At 65.1% G+C, this 12,793-nt stretch carries 8 protein-coding genes; all 8 read right to left on the reverse strand.

All coding sequences use genetic code 11. The features are described from left to right. Window positions 1–62: 62 nt before the first annotated feature. The 8 genes from HDC32_RS19845 to HDC32_RS19880 are packed head-to-tail and all read right to left on the reverse strand — an operon-like array spanning window position 63 to window position 12,787. A complete protein-coding gene (locus HDC32_RS19845; protein ID WP_184745205.1) occupies window positions 63–1,772 on the reverse strand; it encodes an SUMF1/EgtB/PvdO family nonheme iron enzyme in 1,710 nt (569 codons plus the stop codon). Further along, complete coding sequence (locus tag HDC32_RS19850) at window positions 1,765–2,949, reverse strand: ABC transporter permease (RefSeq protein ID WP_184745207.1); 1,185 nt, start codon at window positions 2,947–2,949, stop codon at window positions 1,765–1,767. The genes HDC32_RS19845 and HDC32_RS19850 overlap by 8 nt, the downstream gene beginning before the upstream one ends. After that, the gene (locus tag HDC32_RS19855) at window positions 2,949–3,653 is read right to left on the reverse strand and encodes an ABC transporter ATP-binding protein (RefSeq protein WP_131697659.1); all 705 of its coding nucleotides are present in this window, start codon (window positions 3,651–3,653) and stop codon (window positions 2,949–2,951) included. Before HDC32_RS19855 ends, HDC32_RS19850 begins: the two co-directional genes overlap by 1 nt. Beyond that, window positions 3,653–6,634 (reverse strand): serine/threonine-protein kinase, encoded by a 2,982-nt coding sequence (locus HDC32_RS19860; RefSeq protein WP_184745209.1) that lies wholly within the window; start codon window positions 6,632–6,634, stop codon window positions 3,653–3,655. Before HDC32_RS19860 ends, HDC32_RS19855 begins: the two co-directional genes overlap by 1 nt. After that, window positions 6,631–7,350 (reverse strand): PP2C family serine/threonine-protein phosphatase, encoded by a 720-nt coding sequence (locus HDC32_RS19865; RefSeq protein WP_145337410.1) that lies wholly within the window; start codon window positions 7,348–7,350, stop codon window positions 6,631–6,633. The genes HDC32_RS19860 and HDC32_RS19865 overlap by 4 nt, the downstream gene beginning before the upstream one ends. Further along, window positions 7,351–8,004: a type VI secretion system-associated protein TagF gene (tagF, locus tag HDC32_RS19870; RefSeq protein ID WP_131697662.1), complete on the reverse strand. Its 654-nt coding sequence runs from the start codon at window positions 8,002–8,004 to the stop codon at window positions 7,351–7,353. Continuing rightward, entirely contained in the window at window positions 8,001–11,501 is a 3,501-nt protein-coding gene (tssM, locus tag HDC32_RS19875; protein WP_184745211.1) for a type VI secretion system membrane subunit TssM, read from the reverse strand. Before tssM ends, tagF begins: the two co-directional genes overlap by 4 nt. After that, entirely contained in the window at window positions 11,498–12,787 is a 1,290-nt protein-coding gene (locus HDC32_RS19880; RefSeq protein ID WP_167655922.1) for a DotU family type VI secretion system protein, read from the reverse strand. Before HDC32_RS19880 ends, tssM begins: the two co-directional genes overlap by 4 nt. Window positions 12,788–12,793: the final 6 nt, after the last annotated feature.

Genomic DNA, 12,793 nt, shown 5'->3' on the forward strand with positions numbered 1-12,793 from the left:
TGACTTGCCCAGCACGGCCACTGCCGCCTGAGTCCCTTCCAAGCTCGCCATACAGCCAGCGATCAGCGCTGACCGCTCGCTGCGAGCAATTCCTTCAAGATCGTCGCCGGGTCGGCCCGCTGTTGTTTGCGGTAGTTGCCGACATGGCGAACGAACAGTGTTGCGCGCGTCACCAGGCTTTTGCCGAGCACTGGCTTGCGATCCAACTCTTCCTTGATCCGTTGAAACTGCGCCTGGATCACCGCATCGGTGTAGCGCGTGCCGGTGGCCAGGTTGTCGATATAGATCGCCACCGCGCCATCGAGAGCGCTGCGCCCGTTGTCGATGGCCGTGGCAAACAGCGCCGCGCTGGCCTCGTCCTTATTGTCCAGGGCCTGCTGGCGACTCTTCTGCAGGTTGGCCAGGCGGATGTTGTAGTTGCCAATGGTCTCGGCCACCAACGCGGCCGACTGAATCAGGTTGCCCGCCGCCTCTTCGCGTTGCTGGGCGATCAGCGAGACATTGCGCTTGAGTTCTTCATTGACCAGACCCAACTCGGCTTGCAGCTTGGGGTCGACACTGGCGGCGATGATGCTGTCCAGGCGCTTGGTCGGGTCCTGGGCGTCGTCAATGGCATCGGTCAGCGAGGCCAGGCGGCCCTCTTTCTGCCATTGCGCAAACAGCTCCTTGTAACGCGAGCGCGGTGCTGACAAGGCACCAATCGCCACGCGGAATCCGGTGGTCTCATTGCTTTGTTCGGTGCCGTCGGCGGCGAACAGCGGGTATTCGCGGCGCATGCCGGTAAACAATGTGCCCTCGCCTTCCAGGTAGTTGCCGCCCTTGACCACAAAGCCGCCGTAAGTGCCCTGGCGACGACCGGCGTGCACCAGCTGGAAGGATTCCTGGACCATTTCCGCGGCGTTGCCAATCACGTCGAACATGCCGATCGGATTGGGCAATTTGGTGCCGATGGGCATCAGGCGCGCGGCCTGGCCGGTGCCGCCTGCGACTTGGTTGAACACCGCGTAATCAGCCAGCGGGCCGTCGCTGTCGCTGCCTTCGACACGGCGTGGAAACAGGCGCCCTTCGAGGTCCTGACGGCTCACCGCCTGGCCTCCACGCGCGGCGAACTCCCATTCCACTTCGGTGGGCAGGCGTACAAAGCCCAGGCCGCCATCTTCTGCCGACGAACCGCGCCCGCTCACCGGCAGCAAGTCGCGGTGGTATTTCATCAGCCAGGCGCTGTACACCGCCGAGAAGCGCTCAGCTTCAAAGCGCGACAGCTTCACCTTGGGCAAACGCCCGGCCATGCCGGTGGGTGCATCGCACACAGGCGCCGGCTCGCCACTGGCCAGCGATTGCGCCTGGGCCATCACCTGGGCGTACTGGCGTGCGGTCACTTCGTACTTGCCGATGAAGTACAGCATGGGCTTGAGCGGGGTCTTGGCGTCGGTCTTCGGCATCAGGGGCGCGATGACTTTGTTCCAGTCTTTCGGCAAGTCCTTGAGGGTGAACTGGCCGTTGATAAAGTCGCGGCGATAGCCGGAAATGAACGACTGCTGATAACCCGCCTCGCCTTCGGCGAAGGGGTAGCCGAGGCTGATCTCGCGGTCATCCAACGTCCCTTGGGCCAGCACGTAGGCGTAGCGGAACACCATATTGCCTTCGCACGGCAGCGGCAGGCTGACGTCATCGGGCAACGGCTTGGGGTTGTCGAGCTTGTCGCTTGCCTCATCGGCCCAGGCCATCGAGGCCAGGCTCAGCGCCACAACGGCGCCCAGTAACTTATACATCTCTGATTCCTTCAGAAGCCTGGATACGCGCCACTCGCCAACCACCACAGGCTGCCGCCACGGCGCTGACGCCAAGGACTGCAACCAGGGCCAGGCCATAGTGACGCGCCAACAGGTGGCTGGCGTATTCGCCCGGCACCTGCACAAATAGTTTATTCACAGCTGTTTCGGCCAGGCCATACAGCCCGGCACTGAGCAAGGCGGCAAACCCTGCGCTGTACAGCGCTTGCAGCATCACAAACAGCAACAGCGCGCCGGTGGAAAACCCCAACAGGCGCAACACCGACAACTCTCGACGCTTGCGTGCCACAGCCGCCAATGCCCCGGCGAAGATCGCCGCAAACGCGCCCGCCAAGGCCAGCCCGGCGATGATCCAGAAGACGATCGACAGGTTGCGGCTCAGCGACTGCACCTGCGCGATGGTCTGTGCCTGGGTCGATACCAACAGATTCTGCCCGGCGAAAAACACCCGCAACGGCTCCACATCGGTGAGGCTGCGCGCATACAAGCGAAACGCCGGATACACCCGCTGTTCGCTCACCGCGACCTCATCACCCGCCCAACCCAACGCTGGCACCGCGCGGCCATCGCGGTAATCTTCCGCCGCTTCCAGCAATCTCAAATCGGCAAACAATCCGTCCCGAGCGAAGGCTTCCAGCGGCAGCACCGCCAGTACCTGCAAGCGCGTGCGCTGGGCTTCCACGTGCCCGGCCACCTGCCGCGCAAAGCTGGTCTCCAGCCAATCCCCAGGCCGCGCCGCAAGCTTCTCGGCAGCGGTATGGCTCAGCACAATCTGGTCCAGGCCCTTGGGCATCGGCAGGCCGTTCAGCAACGGATCACGCGCCGCCGTCGGCAGCATTTCCAGGGTCAGCGTGCCCACCTGCACCGTCGCCGCAATCTGCCGCGTGCGCGGTAAGGCGAACGCCACATCGCTGCGTTGGCCGAGCTGTTCGACAAATGCGCTGCTGAATCGACCACCGCCCAACGGAATAATTTCACGGGTGGCCGGATCGGTCTCCAAACGTTCGGTCAAACTGCTAACCAGTCCAAATTTCAGGCCGAATAACACCAGCAACGGCGCGATCACCGCCACCAGCGCCAACACCGAACAGGCCGACAGCCAGGCATCGTTGCGGTAATCCTGCCAGGCCAGGGACGCCACCAGGGGGATGCGCATCAGCACGCCTCCCCGAGGGTCGCGGTGACGCCGCCGTCGGTGTCGCGCCGACAACTGATGCGCCGCACCTGCAAGCCACTGGCACGGGCCAGGGGTTCGTCATGGGTGGCGATCACACAGGCGGCGCGGTGCTCGCGGGCCTGGGCCAGCAGGGCCTGCATCACGCGCTCGGCATTCAGCGGGTCAAGCGACGCCGTCGGCTCATCGGCCAGCACCAATTGCGGTGCATGGGCCAGGGCGCGGGCGCAGCTCACCCGTTGGCGCTGGCCCACCGACAACGCGGCCGGCTTCTTGGCCAACTGGTCGCTGATCTCCAGCTGTTCAGCCAGGCGCGTCACGCTGCCATCGTCTTTCAAGCCCAGCAGTTGCCGGGACAGCGCGATATTGCTGCGCACATCCAGAAAACCCAGCAGCCCGCCGGTTTGCAGCACATAGCCCAAGTGCTGGCTGCGCAGCGCGGCCAGGGTGGATTGCTGATCGGCGCGCCACAGCCCGCCAATGTCCTGCTGATTGAAGTCGAACCGGCCCACCTGATCCGGCGCCAGTACCAGCGCCAACAGGTCCAGCAAGGTGCTCTTGCCGCACCCACTCGGCCCGACAATCGCCAACTGTTCCCCGGCACGCAGGTGCAGCGCCGGGATCACCAGGCTGTAACGCTGGCTCCCGATCCCCCGGCTCTTATGCACCGCGCTCAGGTTCAGCATTACGGCAGTGTCGACAAGGGCACGCGGTACAACGCATCGCCCGGCTCGGCATCGCCGAAACGGACCCAGTTGGCCACGTCATTGTGAAAGGTTTCGTAGAGGCGGATTTTCGAATCCAACTCGTCGATAAAGTCTTCCTGCTCGGCCACGCTCAACGACAACCACAGATCCTGGGTCATGTTCAGCGACTTGCTGCGGTACGGCAGGCCTTCCAGGTATTCGCCAAGAAGACCGCCGTCGGCCAGGTTGCCACCCTTGCGCAGGGCCTGCGGATCGCGGCTCATATAGGCCGAGGCGCTGGCGATTTCCTGGAAGAAATCCTTGGGCGAGGTCTGGGTCTTGCGCGCCGCATCGACGATCAGTTTCAACGACTGTTGAAGGTCGTTGAGCTGCAATTTGGTCAGCATCACGCACACCTGGAACGCCGGCAGCGCGGGGTTGGTCAGGTCGCGGTCGGCGGTCCAGGCGCTGACCAGCTGCGGCGCCTGGCTGGCGCTCTTGCGACCGAGGAAATCCATATGCATCGCATAGCCGACCGCTGCGGATTTGTCCGCCAGGCTCGGCGCGGCACTCAGCAGCGGCACCGGTTGCGGGGTGTTGCTGCGCACCTGATGCACGAGGTTGGCGAACACGCTGCCGATCTCGTCGACGCGTTCGCCCAGCTTGCGTACGTCGCCACCCGGAACCGCTGTGTACAGGTCGCCGATCTGCGGGTTGGCGTCGGCCGTAAGGATGCGGTACTGGCTCTCGGCGCCGGCGTGGGTTTTCTTGCCGGCGTCGGTGCGCAGGTGCAGCGCGTAGATCTTGATCTGCTTGCCCAGCGCGGCCTGGCGCACTTCGGCTTCGTTCATCTGGGTGGCGGCAAACGGGTCGTTCTTGCGCAAGGCACCGGCATCGGTGACCAGCAGGATGATACGCCCGCCATAGCCGGACCAGTCCATGCCGTCCACGGCCTGCATCACGCCGGCAAACGCGTCCTCGTTGAAGGAGTGGCTGGACACGGTAGACGCCTTGACCTGGCGCGCCATGTCGAGGAAGCGTTGCGGGTCGCGGCCCTGGTCGAGGCTGATCAGGGTCTTGGCCACGTATTCCAGGCCCGGGGTTTTCTTGATGCTGCTACGGAAACCGACCATGCCGAAGCTGACACTGTCCAGCTCGCCACGCTCGGCGATGCGGGTTTGCAGCTCGTGCACGACGTCGCGGATCTGGTCGATGTAGGGCTGCATGGAGACCGTGGTGTCCACTACCAGCACCACCGCCGTGCGGAAGGCATCAGCATTGGCGTTGATCACCGGCGTCGCGGGCTTGGCCGCCGCGCTGCTGCCTGGGTCGATGGAGGCGATGTTAAGCAACTGCACCGGCTGGCCGTTCTCGTCGAAGCTCTCCTTGGCGTCGAAAATCGGCAGCAGGTAGAACTGGTTCTGCGGCACCGCGCTGGCGGACGGCTCCAGGGCCAGGACCTGGCCGTTGTCTTCGCGGTTCTTCTGCGCCTTGGCCAACACGCCTTTGGCGGCGGCAGGGTCGGCCAGCAGTTTTTCCACTTCAGCGGATTGACGCAGGAACATCACCGGCGCCCGGCCAGAGCGCTCGGTGAATTTAAGCACGAGGCTTTGCTTCCAATCGCTGACCTGGGCGGCCGGCAACCAGCCATCGCTGCGGCCATCGGTGGCGGCACCGACGCGCACCCACGGGCTGCCGTCGACGTCTTTGCGCTGGTACACATAAAGCACCGAAAACGCCGGCAGGGCCTTGCCCGGCGCGCTGCCGGCGTCATTCGACAGTTTGGCGCCGGGCTTGCTGAGGACGCGCTGGAACAGGGTCTTTTTACCGGCCATCAACAACGGACGTTGGCCGCCGTCCACTTCGGCCACCGCCACGGGTGGCGTTGCCTGGGGCACTTCGGCTGCCGCCGCAGGTGGCTTGGCCGGCTCATCACTGCCGCTCAACCACCAGTAGCTGCCACCACCAATGGCCAATGCGACGGCCACCGCCACGGCGGCCAGTGCCAACACCGGTCCACGCCGCTGCTCGGACACGGCGTTATGCTGGGTCGGCGTCACCACCGGCTGGCGCACCGGTTGCGGCTGGGGTTTATCGGTCGGGATGTCGATCGTGACCGGCGTCATGCCCGCCAGGTCAAAACTCAGCGGAATCGGCAACGGCCGCACCAGCGTGGCCTCCGGCGAGTCCGTCGGCAGATTGTCCAGCGCCTGCAGCAGCGCCGCCGCATCCGGGAAACGCTCCGCCGGGTCCTTGGCCAACAGCTTGCGCAGCACGCCCTGATAACGGCCGTGGTGCACCGGCAATTCCGGCAAGGGTTCGGTCAGGTGCGCCAGCGCCGTGGACAGCGCATCGTTGCCGTTGTACGGCAGCTTGCCGACGAGGATTTCATACAGCACCACGCCCAGCGCGTAGAGGTCGGCACGGCCATCGATCTCCTGGCCCCGCGCCTGCTCCGGGCTCATGTAGCTCGGCGTGCCCACGGCAAAACCGGCCTGGGTGAACTGGGTGCGGTCGTCCAGGGACTTGGCAATACCGAAGTCCGAGAGCACCGCCGTGCCATCGGCGCGGAACAGGATGTTTGCCGGCTTGACGTCGCGGTGCACCAGCCCCTGGGCATGGGCGTAACCCAAGGCCGAGGCGATCTGGCGGATCAACGTAATGCCCTGCTCCGGCGTCAGGCCGGCAGCGATGCGCTCCTTGAGCGTGCCGTTGGGCAGGTATTCCATGGCCATGTAATACAGCTCACCGACATTGCCGATGTCATGGATGGTCACCGTGTGCGGGTGGGACAGCCGCGCCAGGGTCTTGCCCTCGCGCAGGAAACGCTCGCAGAAACTCGGGTCGGCCGCCAGCGCCGCCGCCATCACCTTCAACGCCACCTTGCGCTCCAGGGAGCGCTGGGTCGCCAGGTACACGCTGGCCATGGCGCCTTCGCCGATCTCGCCTTCGATGTCGTAGCCCGGAATCACAATGTTCATGCCGATACCTTCACGACGATGGCGGTGATGTTGTCCGGCGCGCCGCGGTTGAGCCCCAGGTGCACCAGGCTGCGCACGATTTCGTCCGGCGCGTCGTGGCTGAGCACTTCGCGGATTTCACGGTCTTCAACGGTTTTGTTCAGGCCATCGCTGCACAGCAGGTAGCTGTCGCCGGGAGCGATCAGCAGGTCGACCACCGCCAGCTCCAGTTGGGCTTCCACGCCGATGGCGCGGGTGACGATATTGGCGCGCGGGTGCACGCGGGCATCGGCTTCGCTGAGCAGGCCGCTGTCTTGCAGGTCCTGCACGTAGCTGTGGTCGCGCGAGATGCCTTCGAGCACGCCGTCGCGCAGGCGGTACAGGCGGCTGTCGCCGGCCCACAGGCACACACCGCGCAAACCGCGTGCAGCGAGCACCACCACCGTGCTGCCCATCATGGTCACGCCACGGTTGGCGGTTTCTTCACGCACGGCGGCGTTGATGCGGATCAGGTCATTGCGCAAGGCCGCCGAGTACTCATCGAGGGAGCGCCCCATCGGCACACTGCGCAGGCTGTCGACGATCAGGCTACTGACATAATCCCCCGCCGCATGCCCGCCCATGCCGTCGGCCACCACCCACAGGCGATTTTCCGGCAGGTCCAGGCACGCGTCTTCGTTGACCTGCCGGACCATGCCCACATGGCTTTTGCTCGCGGATTTGTACGTCGACCCCATCTACACCACACCTTCTTGTCCGAGCAAAAACTGCGCAAAATCGCCGGCGGCAGGCAGGCCCTGACACCGCAATAAACCAGGGGAAATCGTCTGTGAACCACGTCCCCACCAGAGGCTCGCACCGTCGCAGGCCTGTTCGGCGAGCGCGGTCATGCGCTGGTGCGGCACGCTGGCCGCCACACGTTGCAGGCCGGCGAAACGGCTGTCGACCGCGCGCGGCTCTGTCGCCGGCAAGCCCAGGTCGTCGAGGCCAGCGTTGAAGCGTTCGAATGTGGCGCCGGCATCCAGGGTGCTGAGCAGCAGCTCTTCAGCCTGCTCGAACCAACTGTCCGGCCCGCCCACCAGGGACGCAGGGTTGATGTCGTGATCAAGCAAGGTGACCACCGCCAGCGGGAAATAGCGCCCGACCCGGTCAATGCTCGGCATCACCACGCCCGCCGCCGCGTCCGGCCCACACACGCCGGGCGCCAGCACAAAGCGCCACAGAGGGCTGACCAGGTACGCATTGAGCCAGCCGGCGCCGAGGCTGTTCTGGCTGGCGAGCAACCCCGCCGCCAGCCAGCTGTCCCACGGGCCGATAAAGCTCTGGGGCAAAGCGCGGCTGACGAAGTCACCGCGGCTGGCCAACTTGCCGTAGAAGCCCAGCGTCGTCATAGCCGCTCCGGCAGGCTGAAGCCACTGAGCACGCGGCTCTTGAACGGGTTGAAGGCGCTGTTGGCGCGCAACTCGTAGGCGATGCTTGCACCGTCGACCCGCAGGCGCAGGTTGAAGCGATCCGGCGAGTTACCGGCGGTGAGGTCCGACTGTTCCAGCAAGCGGAACCAGGCCCACGGCCCGTCGAGCGTCACGCCCGAGCGGCCACTGGCCGACGGCGGCATGATCGAGATACGCACCACGCCAATGCTGCCGGGGTTCGGCCATTGCATCGCCACCGGGCGGCTTGGGCCATGGTCGTAGCTCAATTGCTGGCCGTCGAGGTCGAGCAGGAACTGGGTGATGGTCGGGTCCATCGACACCGGCTTGAGTTCGAAACGCACGATCGGTTGGGTGCCCCCGGAGCGGAAAAACGCATCGCGGATCGTTGCGGCACGTTGGAAGGTTTGCAGCACGCCCGGCGCAATCCCGAGCTTCTGCGCCGCGCCCGGCTGCCAGCGCCAGGTCTGTACCGAGGTGTCCACGTACGGCTGCAGGTATTTGCGGAAGTAGTTGTCCATCACCCCGCCCACGCCGAAGAACTGGCCGAAGTCATCCAGGGTCGCATCCCGCGCGCTGCCCGGCGACATCGGGTAACGGCCGGCCAGGGACTGGCGGTACACATTGACCACTTCGCTGACCCATGCCGCGTTCAGCTGGTTACGCACTCCGCCCATCATGCTGTTGGTGGTGGAGTTGACCACCGACTTGACCATGCCCTGCACCAGCGGCGGTTGGCGCTCAGCGTTCAGGCTGACCCGTGTGGCCGCAGCCGCCGCCTGGTTCTTGGCCTCGCCAAGCAAGGCATCGCCGCTGGCCCCGACCATGGCGCTGACCTGCACATACAGCGCGTTCATGTCCGACAACAGGCCGTCGATGGCTGCCGGTTCGCCTTCGTTCTTGCTGACGATGCTGTTGAGTTCGGCAAAGTGCGCGGTCACCGGATCATCCGCTGCCGCCGGCGCATTGGCCGTGGGTTGCTCCTGGCCGAGCAGGTTGCCGAGGCGCTCCTTGAGCTTGTCGACGCCGCCTTCCACCGGCACGCCTTTGGCGGCCAATTGGCGTTCCTCAGCTTGCAGATCGGTTTCCTTGGCCACAGCCACCAGCAGTTTTTTCAGTGGCGAGCTCGGGCCGGAAATCACCCGCAGCACATCGGCCGCCTGGGCCACGCTGGTGATCGGCACAAAGTCGATGTCGGCGAGCAACGCATCCCACTGGCGCTGGTAGTCCTGGAAGTACAGGCGGCGCACATCGGCGGCGAGGCTGACCACGTTCTGCTGATCGGCCTGCTCGCGGCCCAACACCCACTGTTCTTCAGCCAGGGTGCCGGTCTGGTTCAGGCTGCTCAGCAAAAACGCCTGGCGATAGCCCTTGGCGGTGAAAAAGCCACTCAACGGCTCGCCCAACGGCTTGCCGCTTTTACGGCTGAACACCAGCGCGGCATCACGGCCAGCGGCTTCGTTGATACGGAAGTCCGGGATGCCTTCAGGCAGTTTCTGGCGTTTGACCCGGTCGTAGACGCGCTGGGCCACCGGCAGTTGTTGCAACTGGCGACGCAGATCGTCGATCAGACGTGGGTCAAGGCGCGCACTTGGCGGATGGCGTTCAAACAACGCCTGCAAGTGCCCGGTCAACGCCTGGCGCTGATCGGCCGGCAGGTCGCGCGGCAGGTTGCGGTCCCAGTCGAGGGCGATCCAGGCCTTGATGAAGTCCGGGTCGTAATGCTCGCTGTCGGCGAGCATCAGGTAGGCCTTGAGGCCTTCGTAGAGGAAGTCGGAGTTGCCGCCGCCGTGCAGTTGCTCCTCGATGCGCGTCACCAGGCGCGGCGCAAACACGGCGATCAACAGTTTGCGATAGACACTGGCGGACTCGGCTTCGAGCATATCGCCCTGATACAGCCCCAGGCCTTCGGACCAGCTCGGCGAATCACCCGCCAGGTGCTTCACCGCATTGAGCAGCGGCAGCACCGCGAGCACTTCACGCTGCGCCGGGCTCAGGTTCTGTACGGTCTGGCCCAGCGGGGCGACCTTCTGGTCGACCTGGGCGATATACGCCTGGTTGGCGCGATAGCTCACCCACCACAGGCTGCTGACCACGATCACCAAGGCCACGGTGGCTGCGAGTACACCGCGTGCAATCCACTTGCGCCGGCGTTCGACTTTCGGGTTCACACCCACCAGTCCACGCTCGGCAAAGGCCACGGCGGTGAAGAGTTTTTCGATGAAATAACTGCGCCCGGTGCCGCTTTGACGCGCCAGGTGCTGGCGGTCCAGGTTCATGCTCTGGGCCATGGCGCCGATCAGGCGGTCAATCGGGCTGCCTTCCTGGGTGCCGCTGGTGAAGTACACGCCGCGCAGCAACACGCGCTCTTCAAAGGCATTGGGTTTGAACACGCCTTCGAGGAAGCTTTGCAGGCAGTCCTTCAATGCGCCGAACTGCTGCGGGAAGCCGTAGATCAGGTCGCGCCGCGCCGGGTCGCGCTCCTGTTGCAGGCGCTCCACCAGACGTTCGTTGAGGCGCTGCTCCAGACCGGCGAATTCGCTTTGCAGGTGCGCCAGCGGGCTGTCGCTGTTCTTGCCGTCATCGAGGGCAAAGGTCATGCCCCACACCTGGGCGCGCTCTTCCTTGCTCAGGTTGTCGAAGAACTCCATGAAGCCCGGCACCAGGTCGAGCTTGGTCAGCATCAGGTAGATCGGGAAACGCACGCCCAATTGGGTGTACAGCTCCTGGATACGCAGGCGGATCGCCGCCGCATGGGCCGCGCGTTCGGCATCGGTGCCCAGCAGCAGATCCGACAGGCTGATGGCGATAAAGGCGCCATCGATCGGGCGGCGCGAACGCTGCTTTTTCAGCAGGTCGAGAAAGCCCAGCCACGCGGCCTTATCCACCGTGGAGTTGCTGTCCTGGGTGGTATAGCGGCCGGCGGTGTCGAGCAATACCGCCTGATCGGTAAACCACCAGTCGCAGTTACGCGTACCGCCGACGCCGCGCACCGCCCCGGCGCCCAACTGGGCCGCCAACGGAAAGTGCAGCCCGGAGTTGACCAGCGCCGTGGTCTTGCCCGAACCCGGCGGGCCGATGATCACGTACCACGGCAGCTCGTAGAGGTTGCGGCGTTCGTCGCCACCAAGCTTGGCCTTTTTCAGCAGCGCCAGGGCTTCGTCCATGCGCTGGCGCAGGGTGGTGAGCTCTTCGGCGGTGGCCACGCTGTTGGGGTCGGCCGGGGTTTCGGCAGCCAGGCTGCGCATCACTTCGGCGGCTTGGCGCCGCGCCTGGATGATGCGGAACACGCGGTAGGCGATCCACACCGCGAACACCAGGATGATCAGCGCCCAGCGCCGGCCTTCCGGCACCAGCACATCGAGCAACGGCCCCACAAACCAGATGATCAGGCTCAGGGCGATCAGGCCCAGCACGGGGATCACCCAGCGAATCATGAAACTGAAAAACGCCTTCACTCGACGCCCTCCGCCAATACGGTGATTTCAACCCGACGATTGCGGGCACGGCCTTCGGCAGTCGCGTTGGTCGCCAACGGCTCGGTGTCGCTCCTGCCTTCGGCACTGAAGCGATCGGCCTGGCCGGTCTTGGCCGCGAGGATCTCCAATACCGACTTGGCCCGCGCTTCGGACAGGGCCCAATTGGATGGGAAACGCAGCGTGGCAATCGGGCGGTTGTCGCTGTGCCCGGTGACCCGCACCTGGCCCTTGACCTTGCGGATGGCGTCGGCGATGCGCAGCATCAGCGGCTGGTAGTCATCGACGATGCTTGAGCTGGCGGATGCAAACAGCTCATCGCCTCGAATGGTGACGACAGAACGGTCGACCTGGTCTTCCACCGCGACGCGACCGGCCTTGATGTCTTCCGCCAGGAAGCCGGCCAGGCGCGGACGCTCAATCACTTTGGGCTGCGCCACGGGACGGTCGATGGCCTGCACCGGGATCTCACCCAGTGCATGGATATTTTTGAACACCGGCTCCGCCTGCGCCGCGAGCAGCATGCGCAAGGTGAACAGCAAGGCCAGCAACAACGCCAGGCCAATCGCCACGGCGATCCACGGCGGCATGAACTGCGCCAGCCGATCACGCGCCACGGTGACGCCGCGCCAATGCGGCGACAGCTCGCGCTCGTGGTCACCGCGCGCGCTGCGAATCGCCGCCGCCGTGCGCTCACGCAAGGCTTCCAACTGGCTGCGACCGTCGTTCATCACGCGGTAACGGCCTTCGAAACCCAGGCACATGCACAGGTACAACAGCTCCAGCAGGTACAGGCGCTCCCGTGGACTTTGCAGGCAGTGGTCGAGCAACTGGAAGACTTTTTCGCCCCCCCAGGCTTCGTTGTGCACGGTGATCAACAGGCTCTGTTTGCCCCAATCGCTGGTGCTGCCCCACGGCGTGCTCAACACCGCCTCATCGAGGGCGGTGCACAGTGCGTAACGCGCCAGCAGCACTTCGTTGCGTGCCACGCCAGCGGCTTCGGCGCGCTCTTCGAACTGGCGCAGGTAGGCCAGCAACTGCGCGCGCAAGCTGGCCGGCGCCGGATGCGCGATGGTGTTGCGCAGGCGCGTCAGCAGCGCCAGCAGCGGGCCGGCGGCACTTTCCAGCGGGTTCAGGCCCTGGCTTTTGCCGGTGAGGATCGGTGCGGCCGGCATCGACAGCGGGGCCGGTTCGGCACGCGCGGGTTCCGGCGCACGGCCACCCGGGCGCGGCATGAACTGGGTGCGGTCGTCATCATTGGGATGCATCGCGGA

This window comes from Pseudomonas sp. JAI120, from assembly GCF_014207255.1.
Classification (GTDB): Bacteria; Pseudomonadota; Gammaproteobacteria; order Pseudomonadales; family Pseudomonadaceae; genus Aquipseudomonas.

Excerpts from the sequence above, each read along its gene's own strand:
- HDC32_RS19860 (WP_184745209.1), bottom strand. The coding sequence starts at position 6,634 with ATGAACATTGTGATTCCGGGCTACGACATCGAAGGCGAGATCGGCGAA.
- tagF (WP_131697662.1), bottom strand. The coding sequence starts at position 8,004 with ATGACGACGCTGGGCTTCTACGGCAAGTTGGCCAGCCGCGGTGACTTC.
- HDC32_RS19880 (WP_167655922.1), bottom strand. The coding sequence starts at position 12,787 with ATGCATCCCAATGATGACGACCGCACCCAGTTCATGCCGCGCCCGGGT.
- HDC32_RS19865 (WP_145337410.1), bottom strand. The coding sequence starts at position 7,350 with ATGGGGTCGACGTACAAATCCGCGAGCAAAAGCCATGTGGGCATGGTC.
- HDC32_RS19845 (WP_184745205.1), bottom strand. The coding sequence starts at position 1,772 with ATGTATAAGTTACTGGGCGCCGTTGTGGCGCTGAGCCTGGCCTCGATG.
- HDC32_RS19850 (WP_184745207.1), bottom strand. The coding sequence starts at position 2,949 with ATGCGCATCCCCCTGGTGGCGTCCCTGGCCTGGCAGGATTACCGCAAC.
- HDC32_RS19855 (WP_131697659.1), bottom strand. The coding sequence starts at position 3,653 with ATGCTGAACCTGAGCGCGGTGCATAAGAGCCGGGGGATCGGGAGCCAG.